The sequence below is a fragment of the Bombilactobacillus sp. ESL1094 genome (assembly GCF_058107425.1).
Genome location: NZ_JBYLUM010000001.1, coordinates 68,544 through 85,314 on the forward strand (window position 1 = coordinate 68,544; position 16,771 = coordinate 85,314).

Annotated in this window: 24 protein-coding genes; 12 read left to right on the top strand and 12 right to left on the bottom strand. The window is 31.7% G+C overall.

The window, feature by feature from the left end; translation table 11 throughout:
* Positions 1-5 precede the first annotated feature (5 nt).
* Positions 6-479 (bottom strand): S-ribosylhomocysteine lyase, encoded by a 474-nt coding sequence (locus AC3B5S_RS00310; RefSeq protein ID WP_489789907.1) that lies wholly within the window; start codon positions 477-479, stop codon positions 6-8.
* Between the two features lie 136 nt (positions 480-615).
* On the opposite strand from AC3B5S_RS00310, the gene AC3B5S_RS00315 reads away from it, so the two are divergent.
* Both AC3B5S_RS00315 and AC3B5S_RS00320 read left to right on the top strand, forming a co-directional pair.
* On the top strand, positions 616-810 hold the full coding sequence (locus AC3B5S_RS00315; RefSeq protein WP_489757602.1) for a hypothetical protein: 195 nt from the start codon (positions 616-618) through the stop codon (positions 808-810).
* Between the two features lie 123 nt (positions 811-933).
* Entirely contained in the window at positions 934-1,437 is a 504-nt protein-coding gene (locus tag AC3B5S_RS00320) for a hypothetical protein (protein ID WP_489774966.1), read from the top strand.
* A gap of 22 nt (positions 1,438-1,459) precedes the next feature.
* Here the strand turns inward: AC3B5S_RS00320 and rbsK are convergent, their stop codons facing one another.
* The 4 genes from rbsK to AC3B5S_RS00340 form a co-directional block, all read right to left on the bottom strand.
* Entirely contained in the window at positions 1,460-2,401 is a 942-nt protein-coding gene (gene rbsK / locus AC3B5S_RS00325) for a ribokinase (RefSeq protein ID WP_489789908.1), read from the bottom strand.
* Between the two features lie 979 nt (positions 2,402-3,380).
* Positions 3,381-3,761 carry a type II toxin-antitoxin system HicB family antitoxin gene (locus tag AC3B5S_RS00330; protein ID WP_489789909.1) on the bottom strand — a complete coding sequence of 127 codons (381 nt, stop codon included), beginning with the start codon at positions 3,759-3,761 and terminating at the stop codon, positions 3,381-3,383.
* 195 nt (positions 3,762-3,956) lie between these two features.
* A complete protein-coding gene (locus AC3B5S_RS00335) occupies positions 3,957-4,388 on the bottom strand; it encodes a hypothetical protein (RefSeq protein ID WP_489789910.1) in 432 nt (143 codons plus the stop codon).
* Positions 4,379-4,879, bottom strand: coding sequence for a Panacea domain-containing protein (locus tag AC3B5S_RS00340; RefSeq protein ID WP_489789911.1), 501 nt, complete (start codon positions 4,877-4,879; stop codon positions 4,379-4,381). The genes AC3B5S_RS00335 and AC3B5S_RS00340 overlap by 10 nt, the downstream gene beginning before the upstream one ends.
* A gap of 623 nt (positions 4,880-5,502) precedes the next feature.
* On the opposite strand from AC3B5S_RS00340, the gene AC3B5S_RS00345 reads away from it, so the two are divergent.
* Entirely contained in the window at positions 5,503-5,991 is a 489-nt protein-coding gene (locus AC3B5S_RS00345; protein ID WP_489789912.1) for a hypothetical protein, read from the top strand.
* Between the two features lie 520 nt (positions 5,992-6,511).
* The gene (locus tag AC3B5S_RS00350) at positions 6,512-7,153 is read left to right on the top strand and encodes a hypothetical protein (RefSeq protein ID WP_489789913.1); all 642 of its coding nucleotides are present in this window, start codon (positions 6,512-6,514) and stop codon (positions 7,151-7,153) included.
* Positions 7,154-7,313: 160 nt separating this feature from the next.
* Here AC3B5S_RS00350 and AC3B5S_RS00355 read toward each other — a convergent pair whose 3' ends face one another.
* The gene (locus AC3B5S_RS00355; protein ID WP_489789914.1) at positions 7,314-7,571 is read right to left on the bottom strand and encodes a hypothetical protein; all 258 of its coding nucleotides are present in this window, start codon (positions 7,569-7,571) and stop codon (positions 7,314-7,316) included.
* 243 nt (positions 7,572-7,814) lie between these two features.
* On the opposite strand from AC3B5S_RS00355, the gene AC3B5S_RS00360 reads away from it, so the two are divergent.
* On the top strand, positions 7,815-7,979 hold the full coding sequence (locus AC3B5S_RS00360; protein WP_489757596.1) for a hypothetical protein: 165 nt from the start codon (positions 7,815-7,817) through the stop codon (positions 7,977-7,979).
* Positions 7,980-8,133: 154 nt separating this feature from the next.
* Here AC3B5S_RS00360 and AC3B5S_RS00365 read toward each other — a convergent pair whose 3' ends face one another.
* From AC3B5S_RS00365 to AC3B5S_RS00390, 6 genes are all read right to left on the bottom strand, one after another.
* Positions 8,134-8,331 (bottom strand): hypothetical protein, encoded by a 198-nt coding sequence (locus AC3B5S_RS00365; RefSeq protein WP_489757595.1) that lies wholly within the window; start codon positions 8,329-8,331, stop codon positions 8,134-8,136.
* A gap of 429 nt (positions 8,332-8,760) precedes the next feature.
* Positions 8,761-9,483 (bottom strand): PBSX family phage terminase large subunit, encoded by a 723-nt coding sequence (locus AC3B5S_RS00370; RefSeq protein ID WP_489790411.1) that lies wholly within the window; start codon positions 9,481-9,483, stop codon positions 8,761-8,763.
* Positions 9,479-9,670: a phage terminase large subunit gene (locus AC3B5S_RS00375; protein ID WP_489789915.1), complete on the bottom strand. Its 192-nt coding sequence runs from the start codon at positions 9,668-9,670 to the stop codon at positions 9,479-9,481. The genes AC3B5S_RS00370 and AC3B5S_RS00375 overlap by 5 nt, the downstream gene beginning before the upstream one ends.
* Before the next feature lie 127 nt (positions 9,671-9,797).
* On the bottom strand, positions 9,798-10,298 hold the full coding sequence (locus AC3B5S_RS00380; RefSeq protein WP_489789916.1) for a terminase small subunit: 501 nt from the start codon (positions 10,296-10,298) through the stop codon (positions 9,798-9,800).
* A 41-nt stretch (positions 10,299-10,339) separates the two neighbouring features.
* Complete coding sequence (locus AC3B5S_RS00385; protein ID WP_489789917.1) at positions 10,340-11,104, bottom strand: hypothetical protein; 765 nt, start codon at positions 11,102-11,104, stop codon at positions 10,340-10,342.
* 543 nt (positions 11,105-11,647) lie between these two features.
* A complete protein-coding gene (locus AC3B5S_RS00390; RefSeq protein ID WP_489789918.1) occupies positions 11,648-12,010 on the bottom strand; it encodes a hypothetical protein in 363 nt (120 codons plus the stop codon).
* A gap of 676 nt (positions 12,011-12,686) precedes the next feature.
* Here AC3B5S_RS00390 and AC3B5S_RS00395 point away from each other — a divergent pair.
* From AC3B5S_RS00395 to AC3B5S_RS00425, 7 genes are all read left to right on the top strand, one after another.
* On the top strand, positions 12,687-13,307 hold the full coding sequence (locus AC3B5S_RS00395; RefSeq protein WP_489789919.1) for an Ltp family lipoprotein: 621 nt from the start codon (positions 12,687-12,689) through the stop codon (positions 13,305-13,307).
* Between the two features lie 910 nt (positions 13,308-14,217).
* The gene (locus tag AC3B5S_RS00400; RefSeq protein ID WP_489774949.1) at positions 14,218-14,616 is read left to right on the top strand and encodes a helix-turn-helix domain-containing protein; all 399 of its coding nucleotides are present in this window, start codon (positions 14,218-14,220) and stop codon (positions 14,614-14,616) included.
* A gap of 53 nt (positions 14,617-14,669) precedes the next feature.
* Complete coding sequence (locus AC3B5S_RS00405) at positions 14,670-15,104, top strand: ImmA/IrrE family metallo-endopeptidase (protein ID WP_489789920.1); 435 nt, start codon at positions 14,670-14,672, stop codon at positions 15,102-15,104.
* Positions 15,105-15,187: 83 nt separating this feature from the next.
* On the top strand, positions 15,188-15,649 hold the full coding sequence (locus AC3B5S_RS00410; protein WP_489774947.1) for a hypothetical protein: 462 nt from the start codon (positions 15,188-15,190) through the stop codon (positions 15,647-15,649).
* Positions 15,650-15,671: 22 nt separating this feature from the next.
* A complete protein-coding gene (locus AC3B5S_RS00415) occupies positions 15,672-16,025 on the top strand; it encodes a hypothetical protein (RefSeq protein WP_489774946.1) in 354 nt (117 codons plus the stop codon).
* A complete protein-coding gene (locus AC3B5S_RS00420) occupies positions 15,994-16,236 on the top strand; it encodes a hypothetical protein (RefSeq protein ID WP_489789921.1) in 243 nt (80 codons plus the stop codon). Before AC3B5S_RS00415 ends, AC3B5S_RS00420 begins: the two co-directional genes overlap by 32 nt.
* A 130-nt stretch (positions 16,237-16,366) precedes the next feature.
* Positions 16,367-16,702, top strand: coding sequence for a DUF898 family protein (locus AC3B5S_RS00425; protein ID WP_489774998.1), 336 nt, complete (start codon positions 16,367-16,369; stop codon positions 16,700-16,702).
* Positions 16,703-16,771 lie beyond the last annotated feature (69 nt).

Genomic DNA, 16,771 nt, shown 5'->3' on the forward strand with positions numbered 1-16,771 from the left:
TTAAATTAAATAACGTGTCGTTCAAAAGGTTGATCACTGATACCTTCACTTAAGATTTGCTTACACCATTCTTTAGCAGAAAATAAGGAATGATCGCGATAATTACCACAACTATAAATATCAGTTCCTTGCACGTCATCCCAAGCAATTGTTTCAGCAATTTCCGTTAAGGATGATTTTAAAGCTTGAGCAACTTCCGTCGTGGAATGTTGACCCCAAACAATTAAATGAAAACCCGTCCGACAGCCAAACGGTGAGCAATCAATCACGCCGTCCAAGCGATCACGTAACAGTCCTGCTAGTAAATGCTCAATCGTGTGTAAGCCTGCTGTTGGAATTGCATTTTGATTAGGTTGCACTAAGCGCAAATCATAATTACTAATTAGATCACCCTTAGGTCCGTGCTCTTCACTAATCAACCGCACATAAGGTGCCTTCACTTTCGTATGATCTAAAGTAAAACTTTCAACTTTTGCCATATTAACGCCTCTTTCATTCAGTTCTAAAGTTATTTTACTACTGAAAGGCTTTTTTGGCGAAACGTAACTTGCTTTTAAAATATAACTTGCATATAATTCTTGCAATTAGATAATTAATTTATGAGGAGAGCCAATAATGTTTACAATCTTATTCTTATTAATCTTATTTTTGATTGGTGGTCTCAGTTGGAAATTACTCAAATTTTCTGTCAAATTATTTTTTCTACCATTACTTTTAATTAGCGCAATTATTATTTTGTTTTTCCACTTAATTTGGCTGATCATTCCAATTTTAATAATCTGGGCCATTTTAAATTTAGTCCAACATTAACTTTTGCCAAAAGATTTCCATAAAAGTAAAAATCAACTCATACGTTGACTTTTACTTTATTTTTTTGTCAAGCTACTATTTTGATATAATAGATCTAGTTTTAATTGAAAGGATCAAATTCAGATGAAAAAGTTAATTATTTTAATCAGCACATTATTTATGACAACCCTTGTTTTTAGTGGCTGTGCTTCTAAGACCACTGCTCCTAAAAGTGTCCCCACTACCCTGAGTAACCAAAAATTAACAACCATTTATAACAGCACCAATAATCAGTACGCTAATGTTATTAATAGCTACGCTGACAGTATTCGGGATAATAAACTTGAAACTAAAGCAACTACTCAAACGGCACAACAAGAGTTTCAACATAGCCAAAGAACATTGCAAAAAAAAGCTTTCAATCAAGCTGCTAAAGACAATCTTTTGCAAATGATTCAAAGCCTTCAAAAAATGAATACTTGTTATCAACAGAATAATTTCACTAAAATTAAAACCTATCAAGCTCAATATCAAGCAGCCGATCATAAGGTGCGCCAAGCACTAAATATCTCTACTGAAAATACTAAGTTAACCAAAGCTCAACAACACTTACAAACAGTTGCTAAATTGCACCAACAGACCAACTAAGTCCAATTAATATTTTGCTAATTTAATCAGCAAAATCAGTTATGCATTTTGAAGAAGATTGCAAAATTTCAGTTTGATAAGGAATTGAGGGTTGTGCCCCATAACGTTGGACGGTTAAAGCCGATGCCTGGTTACCAAACAAGACTGCGGCTGATAAATTGGAAAAGTCCGGCTTCAAGACACTGCTGAAGGCGCCAATAAAAGTATCACCAGCTGCTGTAGTATCTACTGCATGAACTTTAAATGCCGGAATTAATTTCGCAGATTGGCCATCATCCAAGAAAGCTCCTTGACTACCTAAAGTAATAATGACAATGGGCACACCTAATTGATGTAGCTTCTTTGCAGCAGCACGCGCTGAAGTTAAGTCGGTTACTGGAATTTGGGTTAAGGTTTGCGCCTCAGTTTCGTTAGGAATGATGACGTCGCACAACTGTAATACTTCCGGAGCTAAGTTATCAATGGCTGGCGCTGGATTTAAAATCGTTTTGACATGATGATCATGAGCCAATTGAAATGCCGTTTGAGTAGCACTTAAGGGTGTTTCTAATTGTGCAATCACAAAATCACTATTTATAATTAATTGTTGATTAGTCTTTACCTCCGCGATGCCAAAGGAAAAATTGGCACCAGAATAAATAGTAATACTATTCTCACCATTATCATCGACAGTGACAAAAGCTTGTCCTGTTGATTCGTTGGCAATCGTCTTCACGCCCGCTATATTAATTCCTTCTGTTTGCAACTGTTTTAATAAGGATTCCCCCATCGAATCAGCGCCCACTCCGCCAATAAAAGAAGTTGCACTGCCGGCGCGTTGGGCGGCTACTGCCTGATTGGCTCCTTTACCACCACCGGCACTATAATGCTCTTTGGCATGAATTGTTTCGCCAGGGCGAACCAAATGTGGTACTCGTAAATTAGTGTCCCAATTAATACTACCAACGATCGTTATTTTATTCATTTTCTCATCTCACCATCACAATTAATTAGATTCTTCTCCCTGTTAAAGTAACACGTACAATTAATCTTTGCAATATAGTAATTAAGTAGCTACTTTCAGTCTTAAACATCAAAGAATATATGATCTTTTTAATATAAATTATTATTTATCAAGAAATGTGATAAAGATATTTTTTAATAATTATGATATAATACTGATATTCTAAAAAAGAAGGTGAAACTTATGTCATGGATGGATATTGTTCAAAGTGCATTACAAATGAGCTCTGGAATTTTGCAAGATGTTAGTGGTTTCTTTGACATTTTTAGATAAAGTTTATCATAACTAGCAATTTTCTTTTTTAACTGTCATTAATTCAGTTAATGGTGACTAAATAATTTAATCAAATTATTTAGTCACCATTTTTTGATTTAAAATATTTAATTATAGAGATACTACTTAGCTTGAAAATAACTGTCAATTGGTTAATTTTTAAAAATTAGAGTTTATTATTTTCTCTTCCAAACTTATTTTATATGTAAAAGAAAAGAAATTATAATGGAGTGCTAAACTTTATTTACGCGAATACTTAATGCCAGTAGTAGCCTTCCATATCTTCAGTAATAACTAACCGCGCTTTTACAAACTTTCTAATAGATCCAGGTGGAAACTTCCCTGGATTCTGCTTATACGTTATGAGAACATAAGATTCATTTTCCCCCACAAAAAGAAGCAGTTTTTGCATTAATAATATCATCATTATTCAAGTCAATATTCATCCTTAACATCGCCGTCTTAAAATTAAACTTGAAACAACAACTGAAGTGCAACACCTAAAACCAAAGCAATAACTGCAGAAGCTGTATATCTATGCATTTTTTCTTCATAAGTTCTGTCTTTACGCTTTCTTTTTTTCATCATATGCTAAGCCTCCTACTCTAAATTAGATTTTAGGGGTATAGAAACAAGGACTTGGTTGAGTGCAAATCCAATATATTGACTAAACTTCTAGCTTAGCTCGCAATGCTTCAGTTAAAACAGCAGAGAAATTAATATTCTTTTCTTTACCTAATTTAACTAAATACTCAGGTACCGAAACATTCTTACATACTGTTTTAAGATTATTACGACGATACTCATCCATATCCACTGATACAATTGTTTTAATTTCATTATCTTTTGTATCAATGTTTTCAAGTACTGAAGCTTTAGGATAATCAATTACATCTTCTAGAGCCAAGCCAATCAAGTCTTGTGCCATTACTAAAGCATCTTTGAGATCTTCGCCTTGAGTCCAACCACCTTCAATATCAGGAACTTCAACTGTATAGCCAACTTCTTCAGGGTGAAGAATAACCGGATAAACAACAGTGTTTTTCATGTTCTAAACCTCCATAAAATTTTAGGGGTATAGAAACAAGGACTCATTTGAGTCCTGCTTCTTTCAAGATTGCTTGTTCCATACCTCTTTCCTGATTACAAGCGCCATTATGCACAACGATGTGTATAACAGTAAGTGAATTATTATTTTTTATGTACAAAAAAGCACTTGACTGAGTGCTAAATTATTATTGGATTATCCATTATACAATTCATGATTAGAATCAATCCAAAATACATAAAAGGTATTATCTATTCTTTTACCGATAATCCTAGAACTACCAGAAAAACGTATAGAAAACAATTTATTTGTTGCTATATCCTCTCTAAGCTTTCCAAAATTAGGTGGGCACTCCATGTGTGACAGTTTTCCTTTTAACTCATTGGGATCTATAAACTCAACACCGCTTGATTTAGGTAAATTCATAAACGCAACCAAACTATGTTTGCTAACTTCTACTAATTTTGACATTAATTGCTTATGATTTATATTAGAATTGTCTAAGTTATATTTTTTATTTGAAGATATAAAAGATAAGTTCCACGTTACCCTAAGATCAGAACTTTTTCTTAACTTATCAATCCAAGAATCATCAGAACTTTTATTCTTTTTAAATTTTACTGACATTCAACAACATAATCCTTAAAGTATTGTTTTATATCTTCATCATCCATAGTTATCCACATTTGATGTTCATCAAATACTTTTTTCCAAGGTCCTTTATCATCATGAGTTAAATTTCTTAAATAAGCAGCAGTATATTTACTATATTCATTCCAAGTTGCATCTAAAACTTCTGCCGCATTTTTATCGGATAATATTTTGTCGTAATTTTCTGACAGTTCAGTTGCTCTTTCATCAGAAATATCATCATTAAGTTCCGGCAAATTTTTTCCTTTATACTTCTCACGAATTTGATTAACAACAGGACCATGTTCAAAAGCATAAAATTTATCATCAAACAATCGACTATCATATAAAGCGAGGTAAATCCCTTGCGCAAAATACATTAACTTATGGAGTTTCATATTAGTAATCGGCTCTGCACCATCATCTAAGCACACCTCTGCTCTACTACGAGCAATAAACCAATCTGCGATTTCTTGGCTGCTATACATAACAACACCTCCTAATATAAACTTTTTTAATGTACGCAAAAAAGCAATAGCCACGCTGCCATTTAAAAAGTGTAACACTTCTATTAATTACATTTTACCAAGTAAGTTTAACACCAAATGTATTAAAAATGGCAGATTTTTGTTTAATCCTTTCAAAAAATATCAAAAGTGTCAAAAAGCGTCTCGCATACTGTTTGATACAGCAATTTAAATTCAAAGCACGTCTTAACTTTATATTCAACACGACTAAAATGGCTGTGTAAGCCGTTATTGGTTATTTGAAGCATTCAATGAGAATTTGACTTCTCAATTTCTCTCATTATCGAAATTCCAACAGAAAGTATGGATATTCTGCTGATGCTGAAATTATTATTACAAACATTTTGGTTGCCTTTCATTAAAGGTGCTTATTAATCAATTTATAAATAATAATTGATTCAACAATAATTTCGATTATTGATCCTGCGATTAATACAAATTCAATTTCTAAAAGCAAGATCTAATCGGTAATCAATATATTTAATATTTTCAAGCAAAGAACGATAATCGCCAAAAGAAAATATATCATATTTTAATACCCTAAAATTATAATAATATTATCTAATAGAAAGGAAGCATTAACTATGAACCTACTTGAAGCAAAACAATTTGAATACGCAATTCAACGTATTAAAGAAGAAGGATCTAGAAACAAAGAATTGCCTAATTACAAAATACTTTGGAAAGTAAACTCTCATTTATTGTTTTGCAATACCTATCAAACAGGCAATGGTGACAGAGTCATTCTATCCAGCAAAATAAATTTTGAATTTGGTAAAGAAGATATTAATTTAGCATATCTTTCTGGAAATAAGAAAAATGTTTTTCAAAATGTCAGCAATGACATTATAACTCCAATATCACAACCGTATATAAGCATTGCAGAGCTTTATTTATCTAAAGAACACCTGTTTAATTACGTCATGAGCAATTTAAATCCTACAAAGGAGTTAAATAGTTCATACGAAAAAATGGAACACAATACTATTTACAATGTTGAGTTCCTTAATTTCGATACTAAAATAGATTTTATGAAAGTTGACGATGATTTTAAACTAACACCTATCTCCTAAGTTAAATCCTAATAAACCTAGTTTCCATCCTTAATTTGTTATAAGCATATTGTAGGCTCATGTATGCTTCCTCCATATATGAGCTCTTTTTGTTACTTCAATAAATCAACAATCTTGTCGCCAATTTCTTGACCTTGAATAAAATTAAATGCATCTAAATCATTCCTTTCACCAAAATTTCTTAAATACAGCTGGCGCTGTTCTTCAATTGATCTACTTGGTTGATTTTCATAAGCATTACCTCCAATTTAATTATCATTTAGCAAGGAGTTGAACTCCTAATTTGAAAACCACTCACTATTTTCAAGTTCCGTTGCTGGCTACAGATAAGTTTAACTATTGAATTTTGCCCGTTGGGCAACGGCAGCTGTCGGAGTCGAACCGACATGTGGGAATATTTCATTTAATCACTGAGGTTATAAATTTCGAAAAAGGAATTGTAAATCATGACTCAACCGTTCCTGCCATAATATAGCCTTTCGGCTATAATATATAAAACACGTAAAACAAGGAGATCAAAATGATAATTTCATTTTTAAATAAACAGCAAATAAAAAATTTATCACAAATAATCTGGAAAAATTATGGAATCAAGCAATTAAGAAACATATTCATCACAAACTGTATTGCTGACATTATTGTAATAACAATAATATGGTTATGGGCATTATCAATGGTAAAAATAATAATTATCGCAGCCATAATCATTAACATACTTCAATTCTTCGCAATCAAATATAAGTGTCAAAAAGACTATATATTAAAGTCTCAAGATAAATATATATTTTACTTTGCTGCTAATGACAAAAAATCACAGCTACAATATATCAAAATGTATTCAAAATCTGACATTTTAAAAAAAGCTTACCAAGAAAATCATATTCTGTCTCCTGAGTATCCTAATTACCAAATAAATGAAGACCCATTATTCAAAATTTTATATAAGAAATTGAACCTTGAATACACTAGTAAGCAAAAATTTACATTTATAGAAACCAAGAAATATATATTACTTCTATTAGACAACACTAAATCTTCTAAAAAACAAATTCCGGTACAGACAATTTATAAAAGTAAAGACAATTTGAATACGTTGAATAATAATCAATTATCAGTTGACAACTTAAAGAAAAAAGCAAGCAATTATTTATTCGTAAATTAATTGATTAAACAGATATGGATGTAAACAATAACTCAATGAAACTTGCTAACGATTCAAAGCCACCTAAACCTAATACAGCCCAAACTGCTATGCCAACAACGACCAATACCGTCTCAGGATCAATATTAGGGAAATCATTGATTTTAACTTTTTCTTCAAACTAAATGGATAAAGTATTTTCCAAATATCCTAAATCTGTTTTCATAACATCCAAAGCAATTGAAACGGAATAACTCTTATCACTATTAACAGAAGACTTAATTGTCACGTTGCCTTCTTTAATCTTGGTAAATGCGGACGCTAAACCTGATTTATTAATCAAAATATCTACCGAACTCTTTGGCAAATCTGTATTAGAACTAATCCAATCACCTAAATCAGCCGAAGAAATGCCATCTTTAGTAATATCCGCCAGCAATTTTTGTCCCTGAGGAAGCAGTTGCTGTTAATTTCAAAACAGACGAGTCATAAATTGTCACTGTATGATTTAAGGTTAAATTGAAAATTGAAAAATTATTGATTACGCTTAAGTAAATTTGATAATTTAGTTTTTGAAATCAAGGCAGATATCTGCAATGCGAATTAAGTAGAATTTTTATTTCAATTATCTTTTACCGCTTTTTGAATAATAGCAAATATATTTATGGAGATGATTTTTCAAATGACAGAATCAACATTTTACTTACTTGATAAGTACAAAAGTATATTTGGAGAGAATTTTCCTACATTCAATATTGGAAATGACGAAAATAGAATTATTGAAATAGTCAATAATTGCTTGAAAGAAAATAAACCATATGAAGATAATTTACCTGATGATGTATGATGTATGGATTTGATTTACAAATAATTATTTGTAATGCGCTTTTCTTTGATGCCACGTTATGATAAACGAAATGTTGCTCAATAAATCTAAAATTCATATTTTTTATTCTCGATTTTACATTTCTTTTAAAGTGACTCAATGCTTGGTCATTAAATTATTCATTAATTGCATATCCAGCTATTTGATGTAAATTAAAGTGAACTTTGCGTTTTATATTTTCTGATTTTCCAAGATATGAAAAACTTAAGCTATTGACATCAGAAAAATCAGTAACTTGGTAAAACTTTGCTGTTTTACCATTAAGAAACCAAATTATTAAAACATTAATTTTCTTGGTTGTAATTTCTATCATTTTATTTTCTCCGCTGTTTTTGCGCATAATAAAAACGCCTTAATTTAAGTTTTAAGACGTTTTTAGCTAATTTAATATAATTTTGTACCAATTATTAAAATTGAATATGCCCATCAAAAATACATTTCTATGAGTAAATTACTTATTATTTTGCTTAATCATAAACTCTCTAGCTTTTTTAAGAAACTCGTCACGATTCTTTTGTTCTTCAGGAGTTACTTTTTTAGGCTTACCAATTGAATGAAATTCGTTAGCTTGACCTTTCCAACGACTATCTTAATACGGCTTTTTATCACTCATTACTCTTCCTCAACAACTAAAACTGGACGACCATTGTCATCAATATAACGTTTAATAAATCTAAATTTAGTATTACGTTTAAACAATACTTCTTTTTCATTATCATTATAACCTTTTAAATCTCTTCCACTAATGGTCGCGTGAGCCTTGACCCTTGCGCGCACCGCAAATATTCAATCCTAAATTGCGATATTCGGCAATTGTACCTGGAGAAGCCGAATCAGCAGCTACGGGCTCATTTAATGGATTAAGTTGTTTAATCTGATTTACAGCATCACAATTCTTTAAACCGAATTGGTAAATTTCGTTGTAAATAAAAATCCGCCATCTGGCGGAATCCCAATAAATATTTACATAAGCCGTTGGATCGTGTGCAAAACCGAAATCTAAACCATGATAAATCTTATCAAAACTGTTGATTTCTTCATCAGTAATCTCACGAGTTGTAATGTTGTTAAACGCTTCCGCACCTGTTCCCGTAACTTCACCAAGATACTCATGACGATAAGCTTTCTCATTATCCTTTTTCAGCTGCTCGGCGTCAGCCAAAAACTCAATACCCAACCAAGATTTAGGAACTGAGCGATAATCAGATAAGTTAACCAACGTATCATCACGCATCTGTTCAGTATCGACCGCTTGATTGACCCAGTTAGATTGCCTTGCTGGTGGATTATATGAATAAAAAGTAATAATACCTGAGCCACCACGACCAAGTGACTGATTAATGGACCGAATTTCCTCCATACCTTTAAACTCGGTGACTTCTTCAAAGTGTTTGAACTTGGTATAGCCTTGTCGAAAAGTCTGCGATTTAATTTTGCGTGGATCATCAGCACCTTTGAACCTAATTTGCTGGCCAGTTGGACGAAAAAGTTAATTGCATTGGACTAACCGACGACTGCCAGTAGTCATTAACTTTTAGGAGGTCAATCGCCCACAAATATTGCTCAAAGACCGAATCACGCAATGTGTTCGCAACTTTCCGTAAGACAATCGCATTCGCTTCTTTGTCCTGCATAATGCCGAGTACAATCATAATACTAATAAAGGAAGACTTGGTTGAACCCCGTCCTCCTTTTAGCCAGTAATTTGAATGTTTTCGATTGTGAATATCTCAGAACATGCTGTAAAACGCTGGTGAAACATTATCTTTTAGGCTTACTTCAATCATCAGTTCCCTCCTTTGGTGGAATATTAAAGTTAATGTCAATTGCAGCATCATTAGAATCATCCGATTCCAATTGATCTGCTTGATACTTGGAAATACGTGCTTCGGCTTCAATTTTGCGTAACTGTGCTTTAGAAATAGGATCAATTGGATGACGCTTTAAAATTTCTTTGGCAGCCGTAATCCTATCTTTAGCAGAAACTGGTACATTATCAAACACGCCCTTAGCAGTAGTTACAGATTCGGTTTGTTCACCACGGGCGACTGAACTCAAATATTCCAAAACTTCTTTGGCAGTCATTATTTTTTGTGATTCAAGTTGTTGTAACTTATCTTCAATATACTTTTGAAGTTCAGGTTTTTTCAAGTTTTTATTACCGATAGAATAAACAGTTCGCTTGCTGTAACCAGCTTTTGCTGCAGCGTCTGCCGCGTTACCTGATTTAATGTACTCATCGCAAAATTTCTGCTGTTTAACTGTTAATTTATGCTTCACGTCATCTCACCACACCTCCTAATTTTTAAGTTCAAAATCAGTTATTCTATAAAATCTTTTTTTCTTTTTTCAGCTTCTTTTTCTGCATCTAATCCATCGTGAGGTCCGTGCGTATAAACTTTACTACCATATTTTTTATCATCGTAAATATGAATATAATCTATACCATTACCCCAAGTGAAAAATATATCAGTTCCATTAATAGTATGACATTTAATATCTACTCTAAATACTTCAAAATTCCATTTATAAATCCCTTTTTTATGACGAAACTCATCCCATTCTTTGTATATATATATTTTTTTACCGGACTTACTAGGCAATAAATGTCCAACTGCAATCTTGCAGGGCGTATGAATAATGCCAATATCGTCAGTCTTAAAATAAACATTAAAAACAATACCCAAAATAGGAACATTTCCTTCAAGTGTTGACAAAATAATATTAAAAAATGGGAATCCATCATATTCACTAGGTAAGCTATTAATATTGAAATAAGGTAAAAGACGTTTAAGTTCTTCTTCTTCACGTACAATTTTGTCATTTTTTCTTACATCTTTTTGAATAATTTTTTCATTTTCTATACTTTTATTAACCTGCCAATAAACTCCACCTATCGCTATAATTGAGCCAATCATTGTGCCCAAATAACTTCCCCAAAAATTGATCCAAGTATCATTACTTCCTATTCCAGGAATAAAACGAACTAAAAGCTCAATGAAACCAGGTACAATAACTATTAAAACTAACATTCCTATTAAAATGGTTATTATATGATTAGTAAAAAAATCAATAATCTTTTTCACATTAATCACCTCAGCATAATCATACAACCGAGGCACTAAAAAAAGCCAGACTCTCAGTCCAGCTTCCTAAATTATTTACACTACCATAATACCTCTTGAATCCAGTTTTTCACCCATAACATTTTCTTCTGATTTCCCCCAGATTACGAAATTTTTTATGATATAATTTTAAACGGCAACTCGCCCCGAAAGGGGGTGCTGAAATGTTATTACAACTTATCTCATTGGTAGTAGCACCTATTCTTGTAAATACAGTTAACACGCTGTTATCTCACTGGTTAGAAGAGAAAAACAAGAAGAATAAGAAATAAAGAGTTGTCATCTAATCGAATAACTCATTCGTAATCGCAACGAATGTAAAAAAAAGACCAACCTACTCGCAATAGGTTGGTCTTTGTGCTGAAAAGTTAAACAGCTTATCTCATATCACATGTTAATTATATCATATTAATATCACAAAAGCCATTCCTATTCATGTTAGGAACGGCTTTTGTGCTACTATGCTAAAACTATCTTCTTCGTTACGGATTTATTATAACACGATTATTTAAAAACTAACAACCTACCGTTCTGGTAAACTTCACAGAACCCAATTAACGCCCGATCACGTCGGTTTTGCATCATTCGTACCGAAATTAGATTGTGGTAAATCCGTTCCGAAATGACTAAATCTTTTAGTTTCTCAGGCACTAAATACGTGTAATACAAACTCAAACATTCTTCCCGGTCCAACTTCAAAATAGCCGTGGTCATCTCATCAATATCCAGCTGTGCTTCATGCTTACGGTCCAATTTAGTAAGCAGCGATACCATTTGCCAGTCATGGTCACCAATGGTTGCTTTGGGCATACCGTCAATAATTGGCGACTTGAGGGTGTCAATATGACAATCTACTATTGTGCCCACATTCCAAATTTACTTAAAATATTCCGTGCGTTTGCTCTAGTTGCTTGTTGTCCAATTTACATAATTTTTAGTAAATCAATTAAATCTGTTATGGTTAAAGCTTTTTTTGACAGTTATCCATATTAATTTTATAATTATTTGAACATTTTACTTAACTTAATAGATTTTACATAAAACTAAAAATAAACTATTTTTTATACATTTAATTTCGATTTTTAGGATATAATTAAATTGTTAAATAGTTATCAATAAGGTAGTCGAAGAGGATAACAAATAAGTTAATAATGGGACGGTTGGTTTCAGGGATGTTGCTTATATCATTCCCAGTATTTGAATGTGTACTCTCAAATATTAACTCAATTTTAGAAGATGTTTCTAAACAAGACTCTGGCTCTTTGATAGGATCTTATAGAATAATATCTGAACTTTTTATTGAACTAGTAAATGGGTAGAAGTAATGATAGAAATACTATTAATAACATTGATGTTATTAATAGATGGATACAACATTTCAAGTAATTACATTTATGTTACTGATTATTGATTTACTTTTTAAAAATGGAAGCGAAAACATACTTTTTAAATAAAAAGAAAAACAAATTTATATTTGTAACTCAATATGTCCAATAAACTGATTGACTCTAAAAGCTGAAAAATTAAGGAGGAGATTTTAACAATGGCTAGAAAGGAAATACAAGATAAGGATGGGAATATTTACGTTCAAAAGAAACCGTTTTACAAAAAATGGTGGTTCTGGATTATTATTGTTGTGGTTGCATTTTTATTAATCGCAATGTTTACTGGCGGAAATGATGATTCATCTGATTCATCAAATTCAGATAATAATAAAACTGCAGAAAGCATCCATCATAAAGCTAAAAGTAATAAATCATCAAATAAGGCTACAAACACTAATAACAGCGAACAAGCTTCTGACAGTAAAGATGACAATCAAAGTAGTACCTCTCAAAAATCAAATAATAGCGTACCCAGAGAGTATCAAAATGCTCTGAAAACTGCTCAAGATTATCAGGAAACTGAAGGTGACATGAGTTATAAGGGATTATATGAACAACTAACAAGTAGTTCTGGTGAAGGATTCACTCCTGAAGCAGCTAATTATGCTATGCAAAATATCAAAATTGACTATAATCAAAATGCTTTAAAGTGTGCCAAAAATTATGAAGACACCGAACATATGAGTACCGCTGAATTACAAGATCAATTAACCAGTGATGCAGGTGAAGGATTTACTCCTGAACAAGCCCAATACGCTATTAATCATTTAGACAATTAGCACAACTGGACGTCCGTCAACACATCAAGCTTTCTAGTCTTTTAGAAAGCTTTTTTGTAACCTGAATTATACAATACATCTCATTTCATCAAATTGAAAATCGATTTATACAAAACCACTATATCAAATGATACGCCCTGATTGGAGTGATAAAAATCAAATGCTAAAAATAAAATGCGAACAACTTAACTAGTGATTATTCCCAAAATAAAGTTAATAGTTTGATTGATCAACAAAATCATGTGACCATGGATAAAGATAGTAATAATAATCAAAACAACATCAAACAGAAAAATCAAATATAAAAGGTTCAACACTATATCCTAGTTATCCTTATTGTTACAATAATTCTTATTGCTGGAGTAAATAGCTTTGAAGAATATGCAGAACAAAGCCATAACAACAATTTGATAATGAAAGCAAAAATTTTAGATACTATTAAGGAAATTGTTGAATTTTACCTTTAACCATTAAACATTAACATTGGCTAAATTTCATACAGCCATTCTGAAATACTAATCAGGTAGGTTGTATTCAATTCACCTCCTTTCCGTTTTTCTATTACTTAATCTTTATACTTAATCTTTAAGGGTACATCTCCCCTTTTCAAGGGGTAGTAAATATTCAGTTTTAAAAGGACGACACGCAGTCCGTTTTGGACTTATGTAGTGCTAATTAGATAGCAACTTTTTCTAAAAATCATTGACAAGTGTATACAAATATTCTGCAATCAAAGCATAGTTAAATAAGGCTTGCAAAACTATTATTACGTTGGGGAACGGTAAATAGTTATCCTTTTTTGTATGACTTACTAGCTATCAAATTAGTTTATAAAACACATTTTCTACAAAGCCAACTATTTTTATAGAATATTTGTATAAATATGTTGTACGCTCAAAGGTGGTATATGATGCTTTTTGAAAGAATTAAACAATTAGCTGATCAAAAGAAGTTATCAATTAGACAGTTAGAAGAAAACTTAGGATATGGAAACGGCACAATCAATCGATGGAAAAAAACAAAGCCTGGGATTGACAAGCTAGAAAAAGTAGCGGATTACTTCAACGTCTCAACTGACTACCTTTTAGGTAGAACTGATGACAAATACGCCTTATCTAATGCTGAAAAGATTGATGTGGGTAAAAAAGTTGAAGAACTTTTAAATGGTATGGACACTGATGATTCTATTAATTTCTTTGGAGAACCAATGGATGACGAAGATAAGCTATCCATCAAAGCAGCTTTAGAAGTGGCAGTAGAGATGAATAAAAAACGTGCTAAGCAGCGTAAAGCTGGAGATATTAAATAATAACTAATGTAGATTGTTAAAATAGAAAAACTAAATATAAAGGTGTGAAGACTTTGAACAAAGTCGATGAACTTATTAAAACATTTAAAACTAATAATCCATTTGAATTGATTACTGATTTAGGCTTTCAAGTAAAAGAACAATTTCTTGGTAAAACAACTTTGGGTATGACGATATCCACTGATGGTGAAAAATCCGTGATCATTAATAATGCGATTATAAATAATCAAAAATTATTTGTAGCAGCACATGAATTAGGTCATGCAGTTAATGATGAAATTTATTCCACTACATTTTTAAGAAAACAAAGCTTCGGTTTTCATATTCCTGAGATAGAGGCTAATGCCAACCGTTTTGCTTTTCAATTGCTTATGTATAATATGGAACCTAATGAGTGCATTACCACTTATCGTATTTTGGATTATTTCCATTTGCCATATGGAATGGAACGTTTTATTAACCCTAAAAAGATTCATTTTGCTTCATAATTTTTTGTAAACGCTATATGAAATTGTATTAATTGTTGAATTAAAGTATCATTTATAGTTTTTCATCGAGGGGGATGTGATGAATGAAAATAAAAAAGCCTAAGCCGCTAACTTTAATTACCTTAGGCACTGCATTTTTACTATTATTAATATCTGCTATTTGTTGTTTTAGAACATATAACAATATAAAACAGTATTCCATACCCTATTATTATCTTCATGAAGATAAAGTATTACTGAGCGATGCTGAAGATCATCTGAATGACCAGCAAAAAAATGTATTTATTCGCATGAGTGAAAATGTTATTGATGACCAAGAGGGCGAACGAAACTGGGATAACTTTAAAGTTACCACATTATATGTAGAAAAATGTGCCAAACCAGGGCAATTTTTAATAATCACAACAACTAAACCTACTTTCACCAAGTTGTTTAGATTATCTTTTAAAACTCAAGCAACCGTAAAACTTTATGGATCTGATAGTAGACATTATAGTTACCGGACGTTAAATTACAAATCAGACTTTTCAAAATACAAGCATTGATACTTATGAGGGGGAATTATAAGTGCCAAATCATAGATTTAATACAAATCAACAAGATAATAACCGGCAGTATTACCAGAATCCAAAGCAGCAAAACTATCAGCAACCTAACCAATATTCGCAACAACCTAATTATCAACAAACCCAACCTAATTGCCCAAGCCAAACTGCTAATAATTTTTCTCAAGTTACTAACTATAATCAATTAGCTGCAAATAATATAATCTTTGAACAAGATAAAAAGCCGTTTTATTTTAGTTTGATTTGGTCATGGATATTATGGTTTATACCATCTATTCCATTTTTAGTTAAAGCATTAACCACACACAACAATGGATTCAAATATGATAACCCAAGAAAGTGGCTGGTTAAATAAAAAATATATTACAGTAGATTTATATCGTGTAATGAATATTAGTGCTGATGATACTTTAATAAATGGTGGATCCTTAATTTTTCAAATGGGTAATGGTCAAATTATTACATTGCGCTTAATAAAAAATCTAAGAGAAAAATTATCAATTTTAAGAAACATAGTTTTTGGCGCTAGACAACAACAAGGTGTTAATGTTCATGAAATTATGTAGTATTTATACGGGGGATAAAATGAATAATCAATACAATTCATATCAACAGCCACAATATCCTAATCAACAAAATAATGGTTATTATCAACAGAATAACCAGCAGTATCAGAATAACTATCAGCAAGTTCCAATTCAACAAAATTACAACAATTATCAAGGAACAAACGCAGGACAATCTTATTTTGATGGCGGTTTGGCCCAACAAGTTGGATATAGTATTTTAGGATTTCTTATAACAGTATTTACTCTTGGCATTTGTTTTCCCTGGGCATGTACAATGAAATATAATTGGGAAACTAAACATACTGTTGTTAATGGATATCGACTGCATTTTAACGGTACAGCAATGCAACTTTTTGGAAATTGGATAAAATGGTGGTTATTGACTATTTGTACATTGGGTATCTATAGTTTCTGGCTAAAAATAAAACTAAAACAATGGATTACAAAACATACTTATTTTTAAACACACAGAAAAAGCCATATCTCCTAACTTTGGCGGGTCGAAGATATGACTAACGTGAAAAACATACAT